Here is a 25,356-nt window from a genome sequence, read left to right as displayed (position 1 = left end):
TCCCTCACGCCTCGACATCCATCAGTTCCGCCCAGCGCGCCCATTCGGCTCGCTGAGGTACTTCATCGGTGATCTGCGACGTCACAACCTCGCCGTTGGTCTCCTCGCGATGCAGGCCGCGTGTGAGTAGCACCCAATCGGCATCCGCGCCGACGCCGACCGATACGCGGCGGAACATCTCCCCGTCGTCGGGAACACCGAAACCGGCAGCCGAATAGAACAATTCGTGGTTTCGCATCCGGAGCTGGTTGATGCCGTCGGGTACACCGCTCACCGCGAGAGGCGTGTAATGCACCACGGTTTCGTTCGCGGAGACAGGGCGGATCTCGCGGATGTGCAGGCCGATCAACTGCAGGTTCGGAAAGACCGTGAGGTTGAACCCCGGGCTCGTCGACGTCGCCAGCAGTTCGCCGATCTGCGCCTCGGACAGGTCTTTACGGAGCTCTTCGAGGATTGTGTCGACATCGGGCGAGGCCTTGTAGCGCTCCGCGTAGTGCGAAGTCGCCGTCTTCCGCTGATCCAGAAGTGTGTGCCCGCGTCCGAGGCTCAGCGCCTCCGCAGCAGCGGAGCCGTCCATATAGGAACCGAGACCGTCTTCACCGGTACGTTCGCCCATCACGCGGAAGAAGGATCGGTGCGCGAAGTTCGGATGGTAACCGTCGCAACCGTTCTCCAGTTGGTATTTCCAGTTGCCCTCATACCTGATCTTCTGTGTTCCGTACGCGGCTTCGAGCGGACGCCCCGCTCCTTGCGCGACGAAGAGATCGATGTATTTCGTTGCCTCGCCGAGGTGTTCGACGAGAGGTTCCACCTCTGCGTTCAACGACGCGAACACGAAGTCTTGATAGGTATCCACACGGGGGACTTCCTGGAGGCCGAGCTGGGACTTGTCGAGATCCTTGTAGGCGTCTGCATACGTGACGCCCACCAGCTCACCGCTGTTCTTGTACGTCCACCCGTGGTACTCGCAGCGGAAGAACCGTGCGTTGCCCTTCGGTGCCTGGCAGACGCTGGCCGCGCGATGTCGGCACCGGTTCTGCAGCACCCGGATGCTGCCGTCGGCGCCTCTCACGACGATGACGGGCCTGCCCGCCAGTTCCGTCGTCTTGTAATCGCCGGGCTCGGGGATCTCGGACGCATGGGCGATGTAGAGCCACGTGCGTTCGAAGATGCGCTTCGTCTCGGCGGTATAGACCTCGGGATCGTAGTAGGCCGTCTTGCGGACGCGACCTCGATCCAGGTCGACAAATTCCTTGGCGGAGAACCCTGTATTACTCATGTACTCGCTCACTGGTTTCCGTTTCTGATTTCGACAGGAAGTGCGTGGGAACATGGAAGATCTGCATCCGCAAGCGCTTCCTCGCTGCGTGTGAGAAAGCTAACAACGGCCTCCGATGTGCCGCCAACACGTCAGCGACGTACCCGACAACGATTCGTTGTATGACCAGGTGGTGCGCGCACCGACTCGGCGTTTGTGGGGAGAATGTCTGTTTTTGTTTATCCGCTGGTTTCGCGGATATGTCTCGTGGCGACCCCGTAGACATCAACGTATGGAGGGTGCGGCAATGACGAACGACTTCCGTGTCGGCGACCACGTCCGATGGAATTCCGAAGCCGGTTACGTCGAGGGTGTGATCACCGAGAAGCACACCGAAGACGTCGAGTACAAGGGCCACATGCGCCGATGCAGTAAGGACGACCCGCAGTACGAAATCGAGAGCGACAAGACCGGTCATATCGCCATGCACAAGGGGGACGCGCTGAAGAAGACGTAGGTCGTCGTGAGCTGCTCGAAGTTCGCAGCCGAAACCGAGACGATCGTCGCGGTGTCGTTCGTGCAGACGACACCGGGCTGAGGCAGCATCGGAGATACTGACGCGTACGGTCGGTAGCTCGGCGAAGGTCTCTGGGCAGATCGAAGCCGATCGTCGCGCAGCCCGGCTCTCGCGGTGCCCGTGCGGGCTTTGCTGATTCGGTCGACAAAGGTGGTTTCGATGGATTTCCCGTTGCTGTCCAAGGGCCAGAACATGACACTGCCTGCAGAAGCGGAGCAGTTCGATGTGGTGCTCGGGTGGACCGAATCGGAGATCGAAGTCGACGTATCAGCGCTACTTTTGGGTGCGGATGGACGAGTCCGCTCCGACGCCGACTTCGTCTTCTACAACCAGCCCGAGTCGCTGGAAGGCTCCGTCCGCTTCCTGGGTACGAGTGCAACCGAAGACGGTGCGCAGGCGCGGATCGCGATAGAACTGTCCTCGATTCCCGAGGATGTACATACGGTTGCTCTCGCGGGCAGCGTCGGATCCGGGAGCTTCGGTGATCTGGGGAAGCTCGCGTTGCGGGTCGTCGACGGGGCAGGGCACACGATGGCGGAATACGTGACCGCAGATGCGACCACTGAGTCGGCATTCTGTTCGGCGAGGTGTACCGAAGAAGCGATCAATGGAAGGTCCGAGCAATAGGACAAGGCTGGGATTCCGGTCTGTCCGGATTGGCGGCCGATTTCGGTGTCGATATCGACGACGAACCTGCCCTCGATGGTGCAGCATCGGACGACCCCGCAATCGTCGCTCCCGTTCCGGTCGAAGTACCCGTCGCGGCATCTGCTCAGCTGAGTGCAACGTCGGAGAAGGCAAGGACTCGGGGTGTGCGCACCGCCAAACGTGCGGTCAAGAAGTCGAAACCGATCGAATTCACTCTCGCCGAGAATGAAATGTGGCAACCCGCGCGGTTGTTCTCGGTAGCCGGTATCGGAGCGGGAGAAGAGCAAGAGCGGCGCGCGACATCGGCTCTCGTCGCAACCATGCAGGCCGTACGGCCCTTTGCGCGCGCGGTATGCGCTCGGATGGGCGCACCAGCCGGTGTTTTCGAGGGCTATGTCGAGGTGCAGTACGAGCGAGGAGAGACGAAGGTCATCCCCGACGGTGTGCTGAAGGTGTCACGCGGGAGCCGGCTGTGGACGGGCCTGCTCGAGGTCAAGACAGGCAACGGCAAACTCAGGAAAGAACAGCTCGAGAACTACCTCGACGTGGCGCGCAAGAAGAAATACGACGTAGTGGTCAGCCTCTCGAACGATGTTCCCGCGAGCGCGGGAGAACTGCCCGTCGAGGTGGACCGCCGTAAGCTTGCCAAAGTGGCGCTTCGGCACCTGTCGTGGGCCGAGGTCGCGCACGAGGCACGAATGTTGCTCTCGCACGGTGGAATCGACGATGACCTCCAGTCCTGGATTCTCGCCGAGTTTCTCCGCTATCTCGAGCATCCGCGCTCGGGTGTGGTCGAGTTCGTCGATATGGGCAGGCACTGGGTGACGGTGCGCGACTCCGTGATCGCAGGCACCTTGCGCGGTGGCGATCACAAGGCTGCTGCCGTCGCCGATACCTGGGTGTCGCTCGCGCGGCACCTCGCTTTGAGATTGACCGCCGAACTCGGTGTCAACGTCAAACACGTGTTGCCCCGAAAGTTCAGTGCCGACCCGGCTACTCGCAATGCCGCGGTCGCAGCGAGACTGGCAACCGACGGGGTATTCGAGGCAGTCCTCCGCATTCCGGATACGGCAGGGGATCTGACGGTGACTGCGGATGTGCGGACGAACAAGATTCGTTGCCGCACCACTATCGACGCGCCGAACGAGGGGACCGCGGGCCGACGCCTGACGTGGTTGCTCAAGCAACTCGTTGATGCGCCTGGCGATGTCCGACTCGAGGCGGTGTTCTCCGAGCGTGGAAATGAGGCGTGTGACCATCTGGATGCGGTGCGGGCCGACCCGAAGGTGTTGACCGCCGGCCGTTCGGGCGACATCGTGTCGTTCTGTCTCGAGCAGTCTTTCCCGATGGGGAGTCGGCGTTCGGGAACATCGGCGAGTTTCATCAGCAGCGTGACATCGTCGACCGATGCCTTCTACGGTACGGTCGTCCAGAAACTGCGTGAATTCGTTCCGGCCGCACCCAAGCAGACCGAACAGCCGAGGGCTGATCCGTCCGACGTCGTGACCGAATAGCGGAGCGGGCAACTTCGGCGCTGCATCCGGCACATCACTCGGTGAGTGTGCGGTCCCTACCGATCACGGACTTCTTCCAGTTTCCGGATCAAGGTCGCCGCATCGAACGGCCCGGTGTGCAGGGTGAGATCCGAGCCGGTGGCGCCGATGTAGAACGTCGGTGTCCCGTGCACATCGCTGGAGGCCGCGTCGAGGTCGTCGTCCTCCACCCGATGCCGGTACCGTCCCAGCCGCAAGTCTTCGGCGAATCGCTCCATGTCGAGCCCCAATTGCTCGGCATGTTCGTAGATTTCGTCTTCGGTCAGAGCGTCGCTGTGGGCGAACAGGTGATCGTGCATCTCCCAGAATCGGTCTTGCACGCCCGCGGCCTCGGCGGCCTCGGCTGCGAAACGCGCGTGCGGATGCACTTCGTCGAGCGGTAGGTGCCGGAAGACATAGCGAAGCTCATTGCCGAAGTGCCCGTGCACCTCTCGGATACTTCCGGTGGCTTCGCTGCAGAACGGGCATTCGAAATCGCCGTACTCGACGAGGGTGAGCGGCGCGTCCACCGATCCACGCAGGTGGTCTCTGTCCGGGTCGACCGGCCTCAACAGCACGAGTCCGGTGACGCCTTCGGGCGGGCGGCGGTGATCCGAGCGCCTGAACAACACCCACCCCAGTCCGGTCGCGAGAACGGCCGCGACGAGCACGCCGATGCGGGCGTCGTTGGCAGCGTCGGGAGATTCGAATGCCAGATCCACAATGAAAAGGGAGATGGTGAATCCGATGCCTGCGAGGGCAGCGCCTCCACTGATCTGCGACAACGTGAGGCCCGGTTGGAGGGCACCGGGGCGCAGCCGCGAGAACACCGCGGTGGCGGCGGTGATACCGACCAGTTTTCCCAGCACCAAACCGAGAATGACGCCCCACGTGATCGGCGACCTGAGCGCGTCGCTCACCGTCTGCCCGGTGATCACGACTCCGGCGTTGGCGAGCGCGAAGATCGGCACCACGAGAAACGCGGTGTACGGCTGATAGAACCGCAGCAGCCGCTCGTTGACGGATACCGCCCGAAGCACGCTGAGCTGTGCGGCGCGCGCATAGTCGGAGTTGGGGGATTGACGGAAGGCTCGTGTGAGCTCACCCGCACGTTCCACCTCGTTTCGTCTCGGTGGGTAAACGGGAAGGATCAGCGCGATCAGCACCCCGGCGAGGGTGGGATGCACACCCGACTCGTAGAACGCCACCCACGTTCCTGCCGCAACGATGAAGTAGGCGATGCCACGCCACACCTCGAGCCGGCGAAACTGCAGGATGAGAAGCAGTCCCACGCCGCCCAGCAGCAGATAACCCAGTCGCAGCTCGTCGGTGTAGAAGAAGGCGATGATCGCGAGAGCGCCGATGTCGTCGGCTACTGCGAGGGTGAGGATGAATACGCGTAGTCGAGCCGGGCACCGCGGCCCGACCAATGCAAGTGCGCCCAGCACGAAGGCTGTATCGGTGGAGACCACCACGCCCCACGCACCGGCAGCCTCCCCGCTGGGGTTGAGCAGCAGGAAGAGCGCAGCGGGCACCGCCAGGCCGGCGATCGCAGCCAGCAGAGGGACTGCGGCCCGGGTGCGGTCGGTGAGCTCTCCGATGGTGAGTTCGCGTTTCACTTCCAGACCGACGACGAAGAAGAACAGGGTCATGACTGCGTCGTTGACCCAGTGCTTCAAGTCGAGAGTGATGCCGTAGTCGCCGATCGCAATGGTCAGTGGTGTGTGCCAGAACGCCTGGTAGGAGTCACCCACGTTGGCCCAGATCAACGCCACCACGGTGGCCGCGAGCAGAAATCCGGCCGACAGTTTGTCGTCATCGGTGCCGTCACGAATTCCAGCAAGGGTCAGCGATATCCGTCGAAGTTTCCCAGGCTGTTCGTCGACCGCCATGTGTCCCCGATTCGAAGTCCGCTCTCAGTCGTCGGCCAGCTTATCGCCGCTGGAGGGCACCCGGGCCGCGACTCGACCGGTCACGAGCTCGCTCGCAGCGTCGCCCATTCTTTCGCGTACGCGTCGACGTACTCCTGGCCGGTGTGAGCGGCGAGTTCGAGCATCAACGCGTCTGTGGCTGCTCGCGCACCCGCAGCTCCGGTACCCCGGAACGGCGTCAGGTCCAATGGCTCGAGGATCTCGACCGTGACTCTGCGTCGCCACCACGGGACGGAGCCGGCCGACCGTGTACCCGTAATCGCCACCGGCACAAGCAGAGCCCCGGTATCGAGTGCGACCCGGACCGCGCCGGTTCGTCCCCGGTAGAGACGTCCGTCGGGTGAGCGCGTGCCTTCCGGGTGGATCCCCCACGCTCCGCCCTGCTCGATGATCCCGGTTGCGGCTTCGAGGGCGGACGCTGCCGTGGATCCTCCTCGGCGATCGACCGGAATCTGGCCCATGGTCGAGAAGAACCACTTCTGGAGGTTGCCGACGAGGCCGCTTCTGTCGAAGTATTCGCGCTTTGCCAGGAAGGTGATCTGCCGCCGGGCGGCAAGCGTCAGGTAGAACGAGTCGAGTACTGCAAGGTGGTTGGCTGCCACGATGACCGGCCCGTGCCGGGGGAGGTTCTCGCGACCGACGATCTTCGGACGCCTGGGTAGGTGCAGGACCGGTCCGATCAGGACGTGCCGACACAGCCGGTAGAAGCATGCACTCCACAAACGCATAGACAGTGTCTACACGCAATGGGAGACACTGTCTACGTGAAGACGGAGACTACGAGATCGGCGCTGGTGAAAGCTGGCGTCGAGTTGTTGGAAGAAACCGGGTCGGCTGAGATCGGTCTCCGAGAGATCGCGCGGCGCGCTGGGGTTTCGCACGGTGCGCCGCGTCGATGGTTCCCTACGCACAGGAGCCTGCTCGCTGCGATCGCCGAGGTCGGCTTGAAAGACCTCTCGGCTGTACTCGTCGCGGCGGCAGGATCGGACAGCGATCTTGCCGGGCTGGCAGTTGCCTACGTCGACTTTGCCAAGCGCAGGCGGGCAATGTTCACCCTGATCTTCCGGCACGACCTGCTCGAAGGCTCCGGTGCTGAGCTGAGAAGCGTGTCGCAACCGCTGTTCGCGTGGCTGGTCACGATGATCGAGCAGTCTGCAGGCACGGATCATGCGCATCAGCGGGCTGCGGCCTTGTGGACCGGTGTCCACGGGATTGCGGTGCTCTCGTCGACGGGGTCGCTGGGGCTCGCCGCGTCGGGAGTCGACGAAGGCGACCTGATCGACCGTGTGGTGCGGAACAGTCTCCGGTGACCTTCCCCGTCGACTCCACGGGTAGCGTTCGACGCCATGAGCACCCTTCAGGAAGTCGGCGACCGCGAGTCGTGGAGATGCTGGTTGTGCGACGAACCGGTGGACTCCGAGATGTCGGTCAACGACCCGCGTGGCCCCAGCATCGACAACATCAATGCTGCCAAGAAGGGCGCCAAGGGGAAGGGCGGGGCCGAGCGGCTCGCGCACCGTGCCTGCAACACCAAGAAAGGCGCTGTCAAGCCTGTCGTACCGTGGCCCGATCATCTGTTCGTCGTCGACCCCGCGCCCATAATCGGCGTGGTCGAGCAGCTGAGACGGAAGGGTGGGCGCGTCGCCGTCGCGCGGTGCCCCGCGAAATCCGATGCCGAAGACGCTTCCGCGTGGCTGCTCGACCGACTGTCGCGTCTGGAACCCGACATGCAGTTCGACACCCAGATCGATGCAGGTGGTGGTGGGTTCCTGCTGGTGCTGAAGGCGTAGTGCAGCTGCATCTACCGACGACCGGATCGTCCTTCCAACACCGCGACGACTGCCTTGGCCCCGGAAATCCATTCCTCGACCGTCGCTCCGGACGCATGTGTCGGAAGCTGGGCCAGACGTAGCGTCCGGGTGTGGTGACCGTCCCGATCGCGGACGGGGAGTACCACAGAGCCCACGTTGTAGTGAAGCTCGGGATCGAGTTCCCGTGGGCGATAGTCGACGGTCGATTCGACGATCGAGGCCCGGATGTCACGTTCCTGTACAGGTGTCAAGCGTCCGCACTGGTATCGACGCGTCGCCTCACACATCGTGTCGTAGGCGGCGATGCCCTCCTGCGGAAGCAGCGACAGTACATACCCGTGGGTGCGGAGGAACACGATTCGCTGCCGGTAGTGCTCCTTCACGGATTCGTCGACGCCGCGGGCTTTGGCCAGCCAGTGTTCCAGCTCGTCGTCGGCACGGTCGAAGACCACACTGTCGCCGATGGGCGGCACGATCGGTATGCGCCGTGCAAGGCCGTTCTCCCGATCGACCCCGGCCCCTACTGCGGACAGGACCGTCGCCATCTCGTCTCTGCTGATTGCCGTGTAGAGGATGACCTCGCATCCGACGGTTCGGGCGAGGGCCTCGACGTCGGCACGCGCGATCTCGGCATCCTGAATCTCGTCGAGAATCTCGTGATCCATCCGGGCCATCAGCGAGGTACTGACGAAACTGCCGTAGCCACCTTGGAAAAAGAGCAGCGGCGCAACAGGATTGGTGACAGCCATGTCGTTGACGCTGCAGAGGATGATCCAATGGTCACCGGCGTCCAGTGAATTCGTGATGCGCGCATCGATCCACGCAACGGACTGTTCGAGCACCGGGTCGCCGGACGGTGAGCTGAACCAGTCGATACCGTCGAACTTGTTCTCCCATCGTCGTGCGATCGTGGAGACCAGGTCTTCCTGCTCCCCGCCGAGAATGTTGATGCATACCGAGTCGCATCGGCGGAGCTTGTCGAACGACTTGGATGTCTTCATCGGCATGAATGAGACGAGTGGAGGCTCGAGCGATACCGAGCTGAATGTTCCGACGACGAGAGCGAGCAGTTCGCCGTCGTCAGCGCGACCCGTGACTACCGCGACGCCGGTGGGGTAGTGACCCATCACCTCGCGGAACAGGCCCTTGTCGATGTCACTGTCGATGTCGATGTCGATGGTGGTATCGGTGGACATGAGTGCCCTCCTTGCTCGGGGGAGATTACTTGCTGTAGCCGGCCTGGAGCTTGCGTCCGAGGGCCTCGGGGCGGAGGAACAGGATGCACAGTGCGCCGCCGACAAGGAGGACGACACCGGTGATCGTGAATGCCTGGTGTACACCGTGGGCCATGTTGTTCGCCATCTCGGGAGTGAGTTCCGATCCGGATGGCGGCGAGACATACCCGGCTCGGGTCATCAGCCATCCGACGAGTGTGGGGGAGATGATCGCTCCTACGGAGGCGACCCCACCGAGCGTGGCCATCATGATGGGCCGCTGTTTCTTGCCCACGGAGAACGTTAATGCTGATGCGGTCATGGGGTAGGCGAGGCTGCAACCGGCTGCGATACAGAGCAGCGCCACAGCGAAGACACCTGATGCTGTTTGGACGAGGATGAAGCAGACACCGGCAACGAGTGCCGCGATCCCGAAGGGGATCGCGATCGACCGGTGCGAATCGAAGCCCTTCTGCATCAGCCGGTGGCCGAGGAAACCGAGGAACAGCAGGACGATCGCGCCCAGGATCCACGGAATGGTAGTGACCGTGCCGACCTGAGGGAGGGAGAGCCCGACGACCGTGCCGAGGTACTGCGGAAGCCATGTCGTCACGAAACCCTGGACCCAGAAGTTGGAGCCGCCGCCGATGACCGCAGCGAGGAAGGTCAGGCTGGCGAATGCGCGCCAAAGAGCAACGGGCTTCTGCTTGTCGACGTCCTCGGTGTCCATCTCGGCCGGAGGTTCAGCGTGCACGCCGTCCTCGCCGTGTTTGCCATGACCCGAGTACGGGCCGTCGCCAGCGAGCAACACCCATGCGACCACCCAGACGAAGCCGACGATACCGAGGACACCGAAGGCCCAGCGCCAACCCCACTCACCGATGACCCACGCCAGTGCGGGCGCGGCGAGAACAGGACCGAGGGTGGAGCCGGCAGCCACGAGATTCGACGGCAGAGCACGGCGGCGCGGCTCGAACCACGAGTGGACCGAGGTCAGCGACATCGCCGTGGCCGGCCCTTCGGCACCGCCGAGCACGATGCGGGTCACGAGCAGGATCGCGGCACCGCCACCTAGCAGCATGGGGAACTGCATGACCGCCCACACGACGCCCATCGTGAGGATGATCCACCGCACCGAGAACCTCGCTGCGAGAAAGCCGGTCACGACAGACACCACGGCGTACAGGAAGAAGAAGGCGCTGCCGATGAAGCCGAATTCGACTGCGGAGATACCCAGATCGGGAATCGCCTCGGACGCAACCAGTCCCAGCACTGCCTTGTCGGCGAACGCGACGATCTGGAACAGGACGAGCAGTGCTGTGACGAGCCAGGCCTTGCGGTTCATTCTGCCGAAATCGATCTTCTTCGATGTCCCCGGTCGGGGAGAATCGATGATCTTGTCCGGTGCCACGGACGAAGCCATGTGCAGCCGCCTTTCTTGTGGGCTGGGAATGGTGCGGGAAACACTCGAAGACAACATCGGGCCGACGGTGTGGAAAACATATTTGGCCTGTCCGGGCTCGGGTAGGAGAGAAACCTTTACTGTCGTCGGCCGCGCTCACTGGGCAGAATGGGAGGCCAGCGAACGTAGGAGGAAGATGTGAACGCACCCGCGGTCGGTTTCTCGGTTGAGGATCAGGTGCGGTCGATCGGAGCGGGTTCGACCACCGCTGTGGAACTCGTCTCGCACGCCAGGGCGGCGATCGAGGCTCATGAGCCGGAACTAGAGGCCTGGGTGCAGCTGTCCCGGTCGGCAATGGCAGAGGCAGCGGACGTCGACCGCGACCGACGCGACCTCCCCCTGCGGGGTGTCTCTGTCGGCGTGAAGGACCTCATCGACGTCGCGGGTATGCCCACACGGGCCGGCTCGTCCGTCACGCCCTCCTCGCCGGTCACCACCGATGCGCCCTGCGTCGCCCGACTGCGCTCGCTCGGCGCCGTCATTCAGGGGAAAACCGTGACGACGGAGTTCGGCTACTTCCGTCCCGGCCCCACACGTAACCCGCGCGCGCTCGATCACACGCCCGGCGGGTCGTCGAGCGGTTCCGCCGCGGCAGTGGGCGCAGGCACTGTACCGCTGGCGCTCGGCACTCAGACCGCAGGATCACTGACTCGTCCCGCGTCGTACTGCGGTGCAGCGGGAATGGTCCTTGCACACGGCACCACCGACATGTCGGGAATCCTCGGCCTGAGCGAATCGCTGGATTCCCTGGGGTTTCTCACCCGAACTGTCGCCGACCTGCGTTACGTGTACGACGCGTTCGTCAGCGGGCGACCGAGTGATCCGTCCAGTGAGGAAACCAGTGTGTTCGTCTGGGGCGGTAGCTACCTCGACTATCTGGATCCCACGATGATTGCACTGCTGGGTCGACTTCCCGCTCTCCTCGGTGATTTGGGGTTCCGATCGGAACCGCTCGACTGGGACGACCACGTCAAGACCCTCGCCGACGACCACGTCACGGTGATGGGGTACGAAGCCGCACGCAAGCGTGCCCATGAATTCGACACGCATCGCGACGACCTGAGTCCCCAGATTCGGGATCTGCTGCTGCAGGGTCGCGAGATGCCCGAGTCGGCGTACTCCGCGGCCTTGATTCGGCGCGATCGGTCGCGCGACCTCCTGCGCGAGATTCTCGAGGGGCCTTCGGTGATCGTGGGTCCTGCCGCCACGGGGCCTGCGCCGAAGGGCCTGTCCGTGACCGGCTCGCCGATCCTCAGTCGTCCGTGGCAACTGCTGGGAGCGCCTGTGGTGGTCGTGCCGGGTGCCCGCACCGTGTCGGGCCTTCCGCTGGGGTTGCAGGTGATCGGATCTGCAGGAGGCGAGGAGTATCTGTTCGACGTGGGCGAGAAGCTCGAGGCCGCACTGCGTGAGCTTTCCCCGATGGACGGCTGACAGCGACTGCAACACCGAAGGATTCAGGAGACAGCGTGATTTCTGGGAATGTCGGGATACTGACACCGCGACCGGTCGATCATCACCGGATGTTCCTCACATGTTACGAGGACACCTTCAACTACGGGTGGCATCACGTCGACCTTTTCGTGCACGATGAGTACGGTCGCGAGGTCAACTGGGTGCACTGGACGGTCGAGGCGGACGGTCCGGACGCAGCCGACCGATCGGTGCGCGGTGAGGAACCATTGCTGAGGCGCACCACGCCGTGGGAGCCCAAGCTCAGCGCGGTGGGAGCGCGGTACTGGACTGCTGAAGCCAGGTGGGGAGAGGGCGCCGAGCCCGGAGACGATATCGAGGTGGGAGGAGACGCCGAATGACCACCGCACACGCGACCGGGGACATTCCCGAGGCGACGGTGTACGTCGTCGACGACGATCCCGCGCTGTGCGATTCCGTCGACTGGATTCTCGAGAGCATCGGTATCAAGCCGGTGATCTGCCACAGTGCTGACGCTTTCCTCGACGTGTACGACGGTTCGATGCCCGCGTGCATCGTGCTTGATGTGCGGATGCCCGGAATGAGCGGTACACGCCTGCAGGAGAGAATCAACGAATTCGCCCCGCACGTTGTGATCATCTTCGTTTCAGCGCACGGCGACATCCGGATGTCCGTCTCGACATTGCAGAAGGGGGCGATGGACTTCCTCGAGAAGCCCTACGATCCACAGCGACTGCTCGACGCGGTGCAGTCCGGCGCGGAGAGAGCCAGAACCCGTTTTGCCGAACATGTTTCACGCACGATCGTGCAGGAGAAGCTCGAGTGCCTGACTCCGAGGGAGCGCCAGATTCTCGCTCTGGTCGTCGAAGGGCTGCCCAGCCAGAACATCGCTCGACGGCTCGGTATGAGCGTGAAGACGGTTGATGTTCATCGCGCCCGAATCAAGAGCAAGACCGATTCCGACAGCATCGGAACCTTCGTCCGGGACCTCCTCCGGTACGGAGTGGAGGTCCCGGACGCCGATCGGTACTAGTTCCGATCAGTAGTAGTCCAGCACGAGCCGGGGGCTCTTCGTGCGCGACACGCATACGGCCATGACCTCACCCGATTCCTTCTCGCCCTTGGTGAGCACGTTGTCGCGGTGCTCGGGCGAGCCTTCCAGTACCTGCATGATGCAGGTGCCGCAGATTCCTTCCTGGCAGGAGGTGTCGACGTCGCAACCGTTCTCCTGGAGCACCTCGACGATGCTCTTGTCGGCGGGGATCTCGTAGGTCTCGCCTTCCAGTTCCACTTCGAAGGCCGCGTTCTCGGACGCGTCGGGCTGTTCGGCGGCGTGGAAGTTCTCCAGGTGGACGGCGTCGGCGGCGACGTGCCGGCCCGCGACCGCGACGACCTTGTCCATGAATCCGTCCGGTCCGCACGTGTAGACGTGCGCACCTACCGGCAATGTCGTGAAGGCCGCGTCGAGTATCTGCTCCTGGCTGTCGCGGGAAACTCCGATGTGTGCGTGGAGCTTCTCGGGGCAGCGGTCGTTCAACAACGGCAGGAACGCCGCTTCGGCTTCGGTGCGGGCGAAGTAGTGAAGTTCGAAGCTGATGTCGTGGACATCCATGTAGCGGGCCATGCTCAGCATCGGGGTGATGCCGATGCCTGCGGCGACGAGTACGTGGTGTCGAGCGCTGGTTGCGATGCCGAGGAGGTTCCGGGGCTCGCTGATGCGGAGTCTGTCGCCGACCGCGAGTTCGTGCAGGGCGGCAGACCCGCCGCGGGAGTTCGCCTCACGTTTGACGGCGAAGGCGAACGAGTCCGCGGAGTCGGGGGTGCTGCAGAGCGAGTACTGCCGGGTGATGGCCGTCGGCCCTTCCACGTCGATGTGCGCACCCGGAAGATAGGTACCCAGCGGCGACCCGTCGGGCTTCTCCAACCTGATCGACTTGATGGTCGGAGTTTCCTGGGTGATGTCGGAGACGATGACGTCGATGAGTGCCATGTCCGTTTCTCCTTGTGTAGCAACAGTCAGCGGACGTACAGTCCGCCGTTGACATCCCAGCAAGCGCCGGTGACGAAGTAGGCGTCGTCGGAGGTCAGCAACGCGACCGTGTCGGCGATGAACGACGGGCTTCCGAGGCGCCCCACAGGGATCCCCGCGATGATGCCTTCGAGTTTGTCTGCGGGCACCGTCCTGCGTACCACGGGCAGGTCGTGCGGGCCGGGGGAGATGGCGTTCACCGTCACGCCCCGGCTCGCCAGCTCACGCGCGAACACCTTGGTGGTGGTGAGGATGGCGCCCTTGGACGCGGCGTAGTGGCCGCCGGTGGCCGTGCCGCCGTTCTGGCCCGCGAGTGACGCCATGTTGACTATCCGTCCGAAACCTTCGTCGGCCATGGCGGCCCCGAACACCTGGCATCCGAAGAAGATGCTGTTGATGTTCGTGTTCAGGACACTCGTGAAATCATCCTCGGCGAGCGTCATCAGGTCGGCGGCCTGGGTGACCGCGGCATTGTTGACGAGGATCGTGGGTGTGCCCCAGAGCTCTTCGCACACCGCGAGTCCCTCCTCGAACCCGCTCTTGTGACCGACGTCGAGCTTGACGCCGCGCGCGGTGGATCCGTCCGCAGACAGCTCCGATGCGAGCGCGTCGGCGGCGCCACCGTCGAGGTCGGCGAGGAGGACGCGCCGGCCGTCGGTGTGCAGTTTCCGGGCGATGACGGCGCCCATTCCGCCGGCGGCGCCGGTGACGACCGCGATGCCGTTGGTGGTGGTCATACCAGCTCCTTACAGCAGGTAACCGGAGGCGCTGACCGCGTCCTCGCTGTCGACGAGACGGATCACCTTGAGAGAGATCTTGTCGTCACCCTCGTCGCCGAAGACGACGGTGTGGGTCAGGTTCGCGCCGAGTGTCAGGAACTCGTTCCGCTTGAACGCGTTGAGAATCTGGGCCGAGCGAATGGTGACGGAGGTGTCGGTGAGCTCGCGCACGGTGAAGCGGGAGATGACCCGGACGGTGCGTGCCGCCGCTACCGCAGACGGTGAATAGCCCTGCAGCATGCGCTCGACACGAAGACGCCGCATGCGCTTGTCGTCGTACACCAGGTTGAGCGACGACCCGAAATCGTCGGTGTCCGGGTCGATCGGAACGACGTAGTGGCCATCGTCGGTGTACATCTGCTCCCACGACTTGTAGTCCTTGTCGTCGAGCGCTTCGGCTTCCTTCCAGATGAGCTCGATGGCGCGCAGGACGCGGGGATCCGTAAAGGTGAGGTCAGTCATCGCTCATCAACTTCTTCCACATTCCGTAGGCCTCACGCATTCCCGTTTCGTCGGTGACGTGGGAGGTGGGCCAGCCTTCTTTCGTGAGGTATTCACGTCCCTCGCCACGGTTGACGAGGATCGGCATGTCGGGATTGCCACCGGCACCGATCTGAACCCGGGTCCAGCCTTCGGCATCGTCGGGGCTACCGAAACCGAACGGTCCCTGGAAATGTTCGTGGATGCGCAGCCGCTCCCGGTTGACGCTCTCGGGTCCGCCGTCCATGCCGATGGCCATGTGCCAGATCTCGGTTTCGTCGACGGAAATGGGGATGAGCACGCGGAAGAACGACGACGACATCGCCACGTTCGGGAACGTGTTGAGGTTGAATCCGCATCCGTGCATCGAGCGCATGTATCGGCGGATCCGCTCGGGACTTTCGCCGGCTTCGGCGAGTTCGTCGACTAGATGCCGGAATCGGGGCTGGATCTCTTCGGTGCCGTCGTCGATGTCGAGGTCCATGTGGGCAGCTGCCATGATCGCGACACTGTGCCCGTTGCCGAGCGAGTGCGTTTCAGCGCTCGGATCGTCCATGAACGACATCATGTTCGCGGTTTCCGCATCGACCGAGGCCATCCAGGACTTGTGGACCATCGGAAAGTGGTAACCGTCGGTGGTGTTCTCGAGCTGGATCTTCCAGTTCCCCTTGAATCGGAACTTGTGCACGCCGATTACCTTGGTCGGCAGACCGTTGCTCTGCTTGAAGAACCGCTCCATCCAGATCTTGGAGTCGCCCAGGAAATCCTCGAGCGGCTCCGCGTCCTGATTGAACGTCGCCCAGATCATTCCCATGTAGCTCTCGGTGCGGAGGGTCTGGAGCGGGTAGTCCTTCTTGTCGATGACACCCTCGTACCCGTCCGGGTACGGGATGCCGCGCAGGCGACCATCGAGTGCGTACGACCAGTTGTGGTAGGGGCAGGTGAAACCGTTCGCCTTGCCGCTGCGCTGGTCGCACACTGTCGCGCCGCGATGCCGGCACCGGTTGAGCAGGGTGTTGAAATTGCCCTTGCGGTCGCGGGTGACGATCACCGGCTGATCGCCGACCTGCGTGGTTTTGAACGATCCGGCTTCGGGGATTTCGCTCTCGTGCGCGACCCACACCCACGTGCGGTAGAAGATCTTTTCCATCTCCACGCGGAAGATTTCCGGATCGGTGTAGAGCCGGCCGGCGACACGATCGGTGCCGACGAGGTCGCCGTAATTCTCTTGGATCGAATGCTCGACCGTTGTCATGGTGCTCTTCTTTCGAAATTCGTGTCGTGCGGGCGTCCGCTCAGTGCAGGTGGGCCATTGCTTCGGTGGGTAGCGGTGTCGCGAACATCCGCTGCGTACGGAACCGGCTCATCCGGGCGGTGGGATGGGGGAGTTGTTCGATATCGAAGTCGATTTCGAGTCGGGCGCACAACAACTCGGCGGTGCCATCGGTGTAGAGCGAGAGTTGCTGCATGATCCAGCGGCCCCGAACACCGTCACCGTCCACCCGGATCTGTTCGCTGCCGAGCAGATGAACGTTGCGGACGAAGTGCTCCGCAGGCGGAAGATAGCGAGAGACGAGCGCAACGACCTCGGCGCGACCTCGGGCGATCCCGAACTTGCCGGCGTACTCAGGGCCCACGCCTTCCCAGGTCGCGTCCGCGGTGAACAGCAGTCCGATCTGGTCGGTGCTCTCCAAGGGCCCGGGTATGTCGCACAGGTCCATGTAGCGTGTCAGGCAGTCGCGGACGGCGTCCTTCGCTTCGAGGACTGCCAGACGGCGTTCGAGGGCGGTCATCGGGTTACAACTCCACGTCGTCCCGAATGGTCAGCTCACGACCCATCCGCGCTTCGATCTTGAAGTACTTCCACAGTGCGTATTCGCCGATCATGGTGGTGCGCAACAGGTTGCATGCGTTCTTCACCGTCTCCTGATCCCGAGCATCGGCGAGGACGTAGCAGGTCCACGGCCACCCATCGGACGGACCGACCATGTGGGCGTCGTCATCGAACGTGCCGATGATGTCGATGCCGTCCATGTTCTTCAGGTTCGAGAGCATGGTGGAAATGCCGACCCAGACCGGGCCGATCTCCGCCTTGGGCAGATCGAAGAAATTCTGGTTGTTGCCGATGCAGAACAGTGTGCGCAACGGTTCGGCCATGACGGCGTCCTTTCGGTTGGGGTCGAGCCCGGTCAGGGGAAACTGGGGATACCGGCGTCGAGTCCGAGCAGGATCGAACCGGCGGCCTCGAAGGTGTTGGTCTGGAGCATCGCGTGCTGGGCCGGAACGAGCGCGTCCTGCAGATATCTCTGGAGCGGATGGCTCTCGTAGATCGCGCCGGTGCCCGCGAGATCGAATGCGGTGAGCACCACATCACGGCCTACATGCGCGGCCTGGGTCGCACCCAATCGGAGCAACGCCTTGTGTTCGTCGGTGATGGTGGCGCCCGATACGGCGAGCTCCCAGACCTCGTCGGTGACCTCGTAGAAGAACGCCCGCGCCGAGCGCAGATCGGCCTCGGCCTTCGCGAGGCCCGTCTTGTATGCGGGGCGGTTCCCCTTGGCTGTTCCGCCGGTGATGCTGGAACGGGCCGAACCCACCTCACGCACGTAGTCGAGGGCGCCGCGTGCCGCCCCGAGTGTCACCACCGCAAGGACCTGTGCCGCGTACGGGAGCATCGGGTAGCGGGTGATCGGCTCGTCCACCTGCGGGAGTCCGCCGCGCACGAAGGTCATCTCTTCGGGCACGAAGAGCCTGTCTGCGCGGACGGCGTGGGAGCCGGTTGCCTTCATTCCGGCAACATCCCAGTTCTCCACGATCTCCACGTCGGCCGGGTCCACGAGCGCGGTGAGTGGCATACCGTTGGAATCCGGGCCGCCGGCGAGGCCGATGCCGAGAATGTCGGCGCCGCGGCATCCGCTCGCGAACTGCCAGAGCCCACTGCACAGGTAGCCGCCCTCCACCTTCTCGGCTTCCTGCATCGGGAACAGGCCACCGGCGTAGGCGAGGTCCGGTCCGTCGGCGTAGATCTTCGCCTGCGTCGCGATCGGCAGCGCAGAGAAATACACCAGAGACGACCCGAAGCTCGCGACCCAGCCCGTGGCGGGGTCCACCGCGGAGATCCGTTCGACGAGCTCCATGAACGACGACGGATCCATCGGTTCACCACCGAACTGCGCCGGTGTCGACGCCCGATACATCCCGGCACGCTTGAGCAGGGCAATGTAATCGGGTGGGACGAAGTGCTGCTTGTTGAACTCGTCGCGTCGGTCGCGCAGGACTTCGAGCGCATCGTCGAATGCACGGTCCCGTGCCGCGCCCACAGGCTCGGCCGCGATCCGTTCGGTGGTGCTGGGGATCGTCATGTCGTCTCCGTTCGCTCGTGTTCGCGCTGATGAACACGCTATGGACGCGGCGGCTACGGCGGTATCGGGGTTTTCTCCCGAGGGCATAAGGTAATTCCTTATGGCGGATGGGACGCATCGCGTTCGATGATGGGCCGTCATGGTCCAGGAGGTGTCGATCGATGTTCCCCACTCGGCGCGACTTCCAGGCAATGGCGGAACGGACGCAGACGGGCATTCTCATTCACGAGGCCGCGTCGAAGAACATTCTGTGGGCGAATCCCGCCGCATGCCGGATGTTCGGATTCACGCTCGAGGAGTTGCGTCCGCTCAAGGCGCACCACATGAGTAGCCAGGAACGGCAGTACCGTCGAGCGCTCGGTGTCGCATGGCTGCAGTCCGCCGTGGTGCACGGGTCGAGTCGCCGACAGTGGAAGTACCGCACCAAGGCCGGTGTCGACTTCCTCACCGATGCGACCGCGTCGCTCATGCAGTTCCAGGATGGTCCGGTGATCATGGTCGAGTTCCGCAACATCTCCGAGGAGGTCGAAATCCAGCAGGAACTCAGCTGGGTGTCGCAGTCCCTGCAGCGGATCATGACGCACACGTCGGCCGGAATTCTGGTGCTCGACGACGACAACTGCATCGAAGACATCTCACCGCTCGCCGCGCGGCTGTTCCATTCCACACCGGATCGGCTGACGGGGGTTCATCTCGAAGACCTGGGTCGGTGCGATCCTGCGCTGAACTCCGAGCCGGTGGTAGCGAAACTTGCGTCCAGAAACGGATCGGTCAAGATCACGCAGAAGATCACGAAAGCGGACGGGAGCGTGACATGGCTGGCCGGTGAGCTCGAGGACGTCGTGCACGACGGCATCGTCTCGCGTGTCCTGGCCGTCCGCGACGTCACCGAACGCGTCGAACTCGAACTGCGGCACGAGTACCAGGTGGCCAACCTCCAGTATTTGAGCCGCTACAACGCGATGGGCGACATGGCGATGATCCTTGCTCACGAACTCGGGCAGCCCCTCGCGGCTTCGTCGAACTACTTGAGCGGACTGAAGGCACGTGTCGCGGGAGGCACACTCGATCGCGAGCAGCTTTCGTACGGATTGGACATGGCAGAGAAGCAATTGAGCCGTGCCGCGGAGATCGTGGCGTCTGCCAAACGTTACGTCCGGCGCATCGAGTCGACGATGTCTGCACTGGACCTCAACGCAGTGGTGGATGAGAGTCTGTACTTCGTCCGGCTGCGGGCCGCAGAGCGAGGCGTGGACGTCAGCGTAGATCCGACGGACGAGCCCATGCCCGTTCAGGGTGAGAGTGTGTTGATCGGACAGGTCATCATCAATCTGTGTTTCAACGCGATCGACGAGATAGTGCTGCCCACTACTGCGGTCAAGGAGTTGAAGATCAACACCTGGCGCGACGAGGAGTGGGCGTGCGTGTCGGTGTCGGACGAAGGCAGAGGGATGGAGAGGGCCCCGGGGAATCGGCTGGCCTCGGGTGCCTTCTCGGCGAAGCAGGACGGATCGGGGCTCGGCTTGATCCTGTCGGAACACATTGTCGAACGGCACGGCGGCGATATCCGGTTCCTCACCAACGAACCCCGCGGCACCGAGGTCCGGTTGCGGCTGCCGATCACGAGGACGAGCCGGTAGACATGATGCTTGTGACCGGAATGCCGGAGTCCGAGTCGGTGCATATCGGGAAGCCGACGCGGCCGAGGTGATCCCTCCCCGAAGATGAACGAGTCGGTACTGGAACGGAGTGTGGCATATGGGTGTTCCCGATGAAATGACGGCGGTGCGGATCAGGGAGCACGGTGGACCCGAGGTGCTGGAGGTCGCCCGGGTCCCGGTACCGGTGCCGGACGCGGGGGAAGTGCTGGTCGAGGTTCGTGCGGTGGCGCTCAACAATACCGATCTGTGGACTCGCGAAGGTTCCTACGGTGCACCGGGAAACCCGGACGCACTCTCGGGTTGGCGGGGTCCCATCGACTTCCCGCGAATCCAGGGCGCAGACGTAGCCGGTGTGGTCGTCTCGGTCGGGCCCGGCGGGGATTCGGGCAAGATCGGTCGCAGGGTGGTGGTGGACCCGGCGATCTACGACGGCGAGGGCCCCGACGCGCACCCGATCGGACTGATGGGAAGCGAACGCGACGGTGGATATGCCGAGTACGTCACTGCACTGAGTAGTCAGGTGCACGAGGTCACCGATTCGCCGCTCTCGGATGCCCAGCTCTGCGCACTCCCCACTGCCTACGGCACCGCGCTGGGCATGATCGAACGAGGTGAGGTCACCGGTGACGACACCGTCCTCGTAACCGGCGCCTCCGGAGGTGTGGGCCTGGCGCTCGTGCAACTCGCACATGCCCGCGGTGCGCGGGTGCTCGCGGTCAGTAGCGGATCCAAGGTCGAGTCCGTACGGCGAGCGGGAGCTCACGAGGTCATCGACCGCGCGAAGGACGTCGTCACGCAGGTCCGTGCCGCTTCTCGTGAGGGGATCGACGTAGTGCTCGACGTGGTGGCGGGGGATCTTCTCGGTGCGGGGCTCCCGTTGCTTCGTGAGGGCGGCAGATGGGTCGTCGCCGGAGCGCTCGGTGGACACGACGTCGCTTTCGATGTGCGCCGTCTCTATCTTCACAATGCTCGGATCATCGGCTCCAGCATGCACACTCCCACTCACTTCACGATGTTGATGGACCTCGCTCGGAAGGGTGGAGTCCGCCCCGTGATCGCGGAAACCTATTCGCTGGCCCAGGCGGCCCGGGCCCAGGAAGAGCTCGGCCGCCGCAGGCATGTCGGCAAACTCGTGATGTATCCCCTGGCCGACCGGGGTCGAGTCCGCTCAGAGGGGCATGCGCGGTGACAAATAAATGTGCCAGGACGTAGGTATTCGGACGTAGTTCGGGTATCAGTTTCTGTAGCCGGGACGCTTTCGGCCGAAGGTGCGCCGGTCAGGGTGAGTCGGTTCAGCAGCGCAGCCGGCCTCACCCGTTCTGTTGAGGGGCCCTCACGACACCCGGGTTTCCGGACTCTGCGGTAGCGAGCCTCCGGGTTCGTCGAGCTCTGTGGAAAGTGCGTGGAGTGCGGAGAAGATGCCGGCCTGATCCTTCGCTGCGCACAAGAATGTGACGCCTTGACCTCGTAGTCTCTGTAGCGCGGCTGCTTCGGCTGCGGTACAGAAACCGTCGAGCACATCTTCGGTGACGATGACGCAATCCGCGTCGTGGAGTTCGAGACTGCATGTGGTTTCGATGCCGGCGACGGCAATGGATGTGCGGAGCTGTGTCCACCGTGTGAGCTCGTCAGGGTCGGTCGGAATGCCGAGGAACAATACGCGCAGGGGCATGTCAGGGGCGCATTTCGTCATGGGACCTTCTCGAGTCAAGATGTGATGCGATTCACAAGTATGTAGGCTTTTGTATATCACCTGTTCACACTTCGCTACTCGGACAACCGTTCAGCTTCGGGTGACTCGGGCCGGCGTTCCTCGTCGGGAGGCGGGGGATGCGAATGTGTTTCGGCGGCGGGGCTCCGGGGAATATGAAAATGCCCGTCGCAGCCCGGCGTGGCCGAGCGATTCGTGTGGAGGTGCTCATGACGACCGATGCCATCGTGCTCCTGAAAGAGGAGCACAAGGAGATCCGGAAGTTGTTTCGCGATTTTCGTGCTGCGGGACCGAACGCGCTAGCGCAGAAGGGGCGGATCGTCGACAAGATCATCGAAGTCTTGACCGTGCACACCTACATCGAGAACGAAGGGATGTATCCGCAAGTGCGGGAGCTGGTCCCCGACGTCGAAGACGACATTCTCGAATCCTACGAGGAGCATCACGTCGCGGATGTGCTGGTGATGGAATTGGCGACGATGGAGCCCGAGGACGAGAGATTCACCGCGAAGACGACTGTGTTGATCGAGAACGTCGAGCACCATATCGACGAAGAGGAGCAGGAGTGGTTCCCCAAGGTGCGGGAAGCCCTTGGCCGCAAAAAACTTCAGGAGATCGGTGAGCGAATGATCGAATTGAGGAAGAACGCGCCCACCTCTCCTGTGCAGCCGTCGGCGTTGAAGAAGGCGGTCGATGCGGTCCTGAGTTAGAAGCGGAAATTGTCCGGAGGTCGCCCGGATCCTTTTCGTTGAACGTCCACGGGGCGAGTGTTACTGTCTCGCGTGTAGATACCGAGATCCAGTGTGTACATATCGCACACATTGGGATTCGCCTGGACGATGAACGGAGTGGCCATGCCGCTTGCTCTCTGCGCTTCGTCGCACTCGCCGCTGATCGGCCTGCACGATCCAGCGGCGGAGATCGTCGGCGAAGTGCACGCGCAGCTCGCGGGCGCGCGCGCCTTCGTGGAGGAATTCGATCCTGAGCTCGTGTTGGTCTTCGCCCCCGACCACTACAACGGATTCCTGTACGAGCTGATGCCGCCGTTCTGTGTGGGTGCGGCAGCGACATCCGTGGGTGACTACGGGCTACCCGAGGGGTCGTTGCCCGTCGACCGCGACGCCGCCTACGCCCTCGCGCGACACGCACTCGAGTCGGGTGTCGATGTTGCCTTGTCGGAGTCGATGCATGTCGACCACGGCTTCGTTCAGCCGCTGCTGTTCCTGTTCGGTTCCATGGACAAGCTCCCGCCCCTGGTTCCGGTGTTCATCAACTGTGTGGCCGAGCCGCTCGGCCCGGCGAGTCGCGCACGCCTGCTGGGAGAGGCTTCAGGGCGAGCCATGGCGGAGTCCGGCAGACGTGTGCTGATCGTCGGGTCGGGTGGCCTCTCGCACGACCCGCCCGTGCCCCGTATGGAAAATGCGTCTCCGGAAGTTGCCGAACGAATCACGCACGGGCGCAATCCTACTGCCGAGCAACGCCGGATCCGGGAATCCCGCACGGTGGCGGCAGCAGGCGCATTCTCGTCGGGGTCAACCGATTTCCACGACCTCAATCCCGAGTTCGATGCCTTCGTTCTCGACGCCTTCGAGTCCGGCGACACCACCGCGTTCGACGGGAAGTCGACCGACTGGTTCGCGGAGGAGGGCGGCCACTCTGCCCATGAGATCCGCACCTGGATTGCCGCGTACGCCGCGTTGTCCACTCAGGGCGAATACGCGATGACGCGTCGCTACTACCGCCCCGTCAAGGAGTGGTTCGCGGGATTCGCTGTCACCACAGCAATACCGGTCACCACTGCAATACCGGTCACCACTGCAATACCGGTCACCACTGCAATACCGAAGGAGCTATCTGCGCAATGACGATCTGGGACGACCTCGGCACGGTGGCACACACGATCGAGTACCGCGAGATCGACGGGTGGCGGACCCGTGTACTGCGCGCAGGTGCCGGGCCCGCCCTTGTGCTCATGCACGGAACGGGCGGGCATCTGGAGGCGTTCTCGCGCAACATACCTGCGCTTTCCGAGCATTTCACCGTCATCGCATACGACTTTCCCGGTCAGGGCTACACGACCCCGACCGATCGCGATCTCGAAATCGATGCCTATGTCGGGCACCTCGCCGCGCTGTTGGACGACTTGGGTCTGGATCGTGTGCACGTGTCCGGCGAATCGCTCGGTGGTTGGGTGGCAATAAAATTCGCGGTGAGGCACCCCGAGCGACTGGACCGCATCGTGCTCAACACGCCCGGGGGAACCATGGCGTCGCCGGAGGTGATGGCGCGGATCAGGGACTTGAGTCAGGCTGCCGCCGACGATCCTTCGGAGGAACGCATTCGAGCGCGTCTCGAGTGGCTCATGGCCGATCCGGCGAGTGTGACCGACGAACTCGTCGGGTGCCGTCGCGCGATCTATTCGCAGCCGGGGTTCGCCGAGTCGATGCGACACGTCCTGTGCCTGCAGGATCCCCAGGTGCGCCGGCGCAACATGGTCACCGACGCCGACCTGGCAGCGGTGACTGCACCTGCGCTGGTGATCTGGACCAGCGACGATCCGTCCGGTCCTGCGGGTGCAGGCATGGACATGGCCGACAAGATGCCGAACGGCCGGTTCCTCTTCATCGACGGTGCCGGGCACTGGCCGCAGTGGGAGCAGCAGGAGATCTGCGACAAGGCCGTGATCGGTTTCCTCGCCGGCGACGCGTAGAAGTCGTTCAGCCCTCGAGTACGGCCGCGGCGATCTCGCCTGCGGCACGCACGACATCAGGCGCTGCCGTGGCCAGCTGATTCTCGCGATGGCTCATGAGTGTCAGGCACGCCGCGGGGTGTGAGTTCGCGATCGGGGCGGCGACGGCGTAGGCACCGGACTCGACCTCGCCGGAGCTCGTTGCGTATCCGCGCCGCCGTGCTTCGGCGACAGCTTCGGGCTCGCCCGCCAGTGCGGGGCCCGCTGCCAGCAGTGCGTAACCGGCGGCTCCGCGATCGAGCGGCGTCCGCATTCCGGCGCGGAAAGCGATGTGCTGAAGCACGGTCACAGGCTCCACCACTTCGATCGAGACGGCCTCCTCACCCTCGACGACGAACAGGTGCACGGTGCAGCCGGCCTGGTCGGCGAGGCGCCGCATCACCGGGGTGGCGATCTCGCGCAACGCCGGAAGGTAGGACGTCGAGAGGGCGGCGAGGAGCGCTCCGGGACGGTAGCTGCCGTCGGATCCGTGTGTCACGAATCCGAAGTCGCGCAATGTCTGCAGGATTCGGTAGGCGATGGAGCGGTGGACGTCGAGCTCAGCGGCGAGGCGCGCAACGGTCATGCCGTCGGGGGAGTCCACCACGGCGAGCAGTGCGGTGAGTCCGCGAGCCAGCGTCCGGCTTCCGACCTGGGGTGCAGGCTGCTCGCGCCCGTTCGAGGTAGTCATTCAGCGCAGACCTGTGAGCAACAAATACAACATGGAACTCAGTATATGCAC

At 63.6% G+C, this 25,356-nt stretch carries 25 protein-coding genes and 1 pseudogene; 12 read left to right on the top strand and 14 right to left on the bottom strand.

Translation table 11 applies throughout. The features are described from left to right. Positions 1-4: 4 nt before the first annotated feature. Entirely contained in the window at positions 5-1,279 is a 1,275-nt protein-coding gene (locus ACTDXD_RS05545; protein ID WP_440126172.1) for an aromatic ring-hydroxylating oxygenase subunit alpha, read from the bottom strand. A gap of 286 nt (positions 1,280-1,565) precedes the next feature. On the opposite strand from ACTDXD_RS05545, the gene ACTDXD_RS05540 reads away from it, so the two are divergent. Both ACTDXD_RS05540 and ACTDXD_RS05535 read left to right on the top strand, forming a co-directional pair. Next, entirely contained in the window at positions 1,566-1,775 is a 210-nt protein-coding gene (locus tag ACTDXD_RS05540; protein WP_440126171.1) for a DUF2945 domain-containing protein, read from the top strand. Positions 1,776-1,994: 219 nt separating this feature from the next. Next, a pseudogene (locus tag ACTDXD_RS05535) lies at positions 1,995-3,997 on the top strand (TerD family protein). 56 nt (positions 3,998-4,053) lie between these two features. On the opposite strand, the gene nhaA reads toward ACTDXD_RS05535, so the two are convergent. Continuing rightward, the gene (gene nhaA, locus ACTDXD_RS05530; protein WP_440126170.1) at positions 4,054-5,907 is read right to left on the bottom strand and encodes a Na+/H+ antiporter NhaA; all 1,854 of its coding nucleotides are present in this window, start codon (positions 5,905-5,907) and stop codon (positions 4,054-4,056) included. Positions 5,908-5,987: 80 nt separating this feature from the next. Next, positions 5,988-6,674: a lysophospholipid acyltransferase family protein gene (locus ACTDXD_RS05525; protein ID WP_440126169.1), complete on the bottom strand. Its 687-nt coding sequence runs from the start codon at positions 6,672-6,674 to the stop codon at positions 5,988-5,990. Between the two features lie 18 nt (positions 6,675-6,692). Here ACTDXD_RS05525 and ACTDXD_RS05520 point away from each other — a divergent pair, with 18 nt between their 5' ends. Then, on the top strand, positions 6,693-7,256 hold the full coding sequence (locus tag ACTDXD_RS05520; protein ID WP_440126168.1) for a TetR/AcrR family transcriptional regulator: 564 nt from the start codon (positions 6,693-6,695) through the stop codon (positions 7,254-7,256). 36 nt (positions 7,257-7,292) lie between these two features. Beyond that, positions 7,293-7,736: a hypothetical protein gene (locus tag ACTDXD_RS05515; RefSeq protein WP_440126167.1), complete on the top strand. Its 444-nt coding sequence runs from the start codon at positions 7,293-7,295 to the stop codon at positions 7,734-7,736. Positions 7,737-7,747: 11 nt separating this feature from the next. On the opposite strand, the gene ACTDXD_RS05510 is transcribed toward ACTDXD_RS05515, so the two are convergent. Both ACTDXD_RS05510 and ACTDXD_RS05505 read right to left on the bottom strand, forming a co-directional pair. Further along, positions 7,748-8,953, bottom strand: coding sequence for a flavin reductase family protein (locus ACTDXD_RS05510; RefSeq protein ID WP_440126166.1), 1,206 nt, complete (start codon positions 8,951-8,953; stop codon positions 7,748-7,750). Between the two features lie 25 nt (positions 8,954-8,978). Then, positions 8,979-10,394 (bottom strand): MFS transporter, encoded by a 1,416-nt coding sequence (locus ACTDXD_RS05505; protein ID WP_440126165.1) that lies wholly within the window; start codon positions 10,392-10,394, stop codon positions 8,979-8,981. Between the two features lie 177 nt (positions 10,395-10,571). Between ACTDXD_RS05505 and ACTDXD_RS05500 the strand changes: the two genes are divergently transcribed. The 3 genes from ACTDXD_RS05500 to ACTDXD_RS05490 all read left to right on the top strand — a co-directional run bounded on the left by ACTDXD_RS05500 (position 10,572) and on the right by ACTDXD_RS05490 (position 12,897). Beyond that, on the top strand, positions 10,572-11,864 hold the full coding sequence (locus ACTDXD_RS05500; RefSeq protein WP_440126164.1) for an amidase: 1,293 nt from the start codon (positions 10,572-10,574) through the stop codon (positions 11,862-11,864). 89 nt (positions 11,865-11,953) lie between these two features. Then, the gene (locus tag ACTDXD_RS05495) at positions 11,954-12,244 is read left to right on the top strand and encodes a hypothetical protein (RefSeq protein WP_440126163.1); all 291 of its coding nucleotides are present in this window, start codon (positions 11,954-11,956) and stop codon (positions 12,242-12,244) included. Further along, positions 12,241-12,897 carry a response regulator transcription factor gene (locus ACTDXD_RS05490; protein ID WP_440126162.1) on the top strand — a complete coding sequence of 219 codons (657 nt, stop codon included), beginning with the start codon at positions 12,241-12,243 and terminating at the stop codon, positions 12,895-12,897. Before ACTDXD_RS05495 ends, ACTDXD_RS05490 begins: the two co-directional genes overlap by 4 nt. A gap of 6 nt (positions 12,898-12,903) precedes the next feature. Here ACTDXD_RS05490 and ACTDXD_RS05485 read toward each other — a convergent pair whose 3' ends face one another. Genes ACTDXD_RS05485 through ACTDXD_RS05455 form a run of 7 tightly spaced genes read right to left on the bottom strand, consistent with a single transcriptional unit; the run spans position 12,904 to position 18,514 of the window. Continuing rightward, positions 12,904-13,854 (bottom strand): PDR/VanB family oxidoreductase, encoded by a 951-nt coding sequence (locus tag ACTDXD_RS05485; protein WP_440126161.1) that lies wholly within the window; start codon positions 13,852-13,854, stop codon positions 12,904-12,906. 26 nt (positions 13,855-13,880) lie between these two features. Beyond that, positions 13,881-14,630, bottom strand: coding sequence for an SDR family NAD(P)-dependent oxidoreductase (locus ACTDXD_RS05480; protein WP_440126160.1), 750 nt, complete (start codon positions 14,628-14,630; stop codon positions 13,881-13,883). Positions 14,631-14,639: 9 nt separating this feature from the next. After that, the gene (locus ACTDXD_RS05475; RefSeq protein ID WP_440126159.1) at positions 14,640-15,134 is read right to left on the bottom strand and encodes an aromatic-ring-hydroxylating dioxygenase subunit beta; all 495 of its coding nucleotides are present in this window, start codon (positions 15,132-15,134) and stop codon (positions 14,640-14,642) included. Continuing rightward, positions 15,127-16,407 carry an aromatic ring-hydroxylating oxygenase subunit alpha gene (locus ACTDXD_RS05470; protein WP_440126158.1) on the bottom strand — a complete coding sequence of 427 codons (1,281 nt, stop codon included), beginning with the start codon at positions 16,405-16,407 and terminating at the stop codon, positions 15,127-15,129. Before ACTDXD_RS05470 ends, ACTDXD_RS05475 begins: the two co-directional genes overlap by 8 nt. A 40-nt stretch (positions 16,408-16,447) precedes the next feature. Further along, the gene (locus tag ACTDXD_RS05465) at positions 16,448-16,945 is read right to left on the bottom strand and encodes a nuclear transport factor 2 family protein (protein ID WP_440126157.1); all 498 of its coding nucleotides are present in this window, start codon (positions 16,943-16,945) and stop codon (positions 16,448-16,450) included. Positions 16,946-16,949: 4 nt separating this feature from the next. Beyond that, positions 16,950-17,309, bottom strand: coding sequence for a hypothetical protein (locus ACTDXD_RS05460; protein WP_440126156.1), 360 nt, complete (start codon positions 17,307-17,309; stop codon positions 16,950-16,952). A 32-nt stretch (positions 17,310-17,341) separates the two neighbouring features. Next, positions 17,342-18,514 (bottom strand): acyl-CoA dehydrogenase family protein, encoded by a 1,173-nt coding sequence (locus ACTDXD_RS05455; protein WP_440126155.1) that lies wholly within the window; start codon positions 18,512-18,514, stop codon positions 17,342-17,344. A 161-nt stretch (positions 18,515-18,675) separates the two neighbouring features. Here ACTDXD_RS05455 and ACTDXD_RS05450 point away from each other — a divergent pair, with 161 nt between their 5' ends. Together ACTDXD_RS05450 and ACTDXD_RS05445 are read left to right on the top strand one after the other, a co-directional pair. Continuing rightward, positions 18,676-20,154: an ATP-binding protein gene (locus ACTDXD_RS05450; RefSeq protein WP_440126154.1), complete on the top strand. Its 1,479-nt coding sequence runs from the start codon at positions 18,676-18,678 to the stop codon at positions 20,152-20,154. 118 nt (positions 20,155-20,272) lie between these two features. Further along, positions 20,273-21,364: a zinc-binding dehydrogenase gene (locus ACTDXD_RS05445; RefSeq protein ID WP_440126153.1), complete on the top strand. Its 1,092-nt coding sequence runs from the start codon at positions 20,273-20,275 to the stop codon at positions 21,362-21,364. 144 nt (positions 21,365-21,508) lie between these two features. On the opposite strand, the gene ACTDXD_RS05440 is transcribed toward ACTDXD_RS05445, so the two are convergent. Then, positions 21,509-21,847 (bottom strand): hypothetical protein, encoded by a 339-nt coding sequence (locus ACTDXD_RS05440; RefSeq protein WP_440126152.1) that lies wholly within the window; start codon positions 21,845-21,847, stop codon positions 21,509-21,511. 248 nt (positions 21,848-22,095) lie between these two features. Here ACTDXD_RS05440 and ACTDXD_RS05435 point away from each other — a divergent pair, with 248 nt between their 5' ends. The 3 genes from ACTDXD_RS05435 to ACTDXD_RS05425 all read left to right on the top strand — a co-directional run bounded on the left by ACTDXD_RS05435 (position 22,096) and on the right by ACTDXD_RS05425 (position 24,596). Then, entirely contained in the window at positions 22,096-22,596 is a 501-nt protein-coding gene (locus tag ACTDXD_RS05435; RefSeq protein ID WP_440126151.1) for a hemerythrin domain-containing protein, read from the top strand. A gap of 144 nt (positions 22,597-22,740) precedes the next feature. Beyond that, positions 22,741-23,751, top strand: a complete 1,011-nt coding sequence (locus tag ACTDXD_RS05430) for a 3-carboxyethylcatechol 2,3-dioxygenase (RefSeq protein ID WP_440126150.1) — start codon at positions 22,741-22,743, stop codon at positions 23,749-23,751. Continuing rightward, the gene (locus ACTDXD_RS05425; protein WP_440126149.1) at positions 23,748-24,596 is read left to right on the top strand and encodes an alpha/beta fold hydrolase; all 849 of its coding nucleotides are present in this window, start codon (positions 23,748-23,750) and stop codon (positions 24,594-24,596) included. The genes ACTDXD_RS05430 and ACTDXD_RS05425 overlap by 4 nt, the downstream gene beginning before the upstream one ends. Positions 24,597-24,603: 7 nt before the next feature. On the opposite strand, the gene ACTDXD_RS05420 is transcribed toward ACTDXD_RS05425, so the two are convergent. Beyond that, a complete protein-coding gene (locus tag ACTDXD_RS05420; RefSeq protein ID WP_440126148.1) occupies positions 24,604-25,305 on the bottom strand; it encodes an IclR family transcriptional regulator in 702 nt (233 codons plus the stop codon). Between the last annotated feature and the right edge of the window lie 51 nt (positions 25,306-25,356).

Origin of the sequence: Rhodococcus sp. SJ-3 (assembly GCF_051918125.1) — a bacterium.
GTDB lineage: Bacteria > Actinomycetota > Actinomycetes > Mycobacteriales > Mycobacteriaceae > Rhodococcus.
The sequence above is the reverse complement of the archived record's forward strand: the minus strand, read 5'-3'. Positions and strand labels throughout refer to the sequence as shown.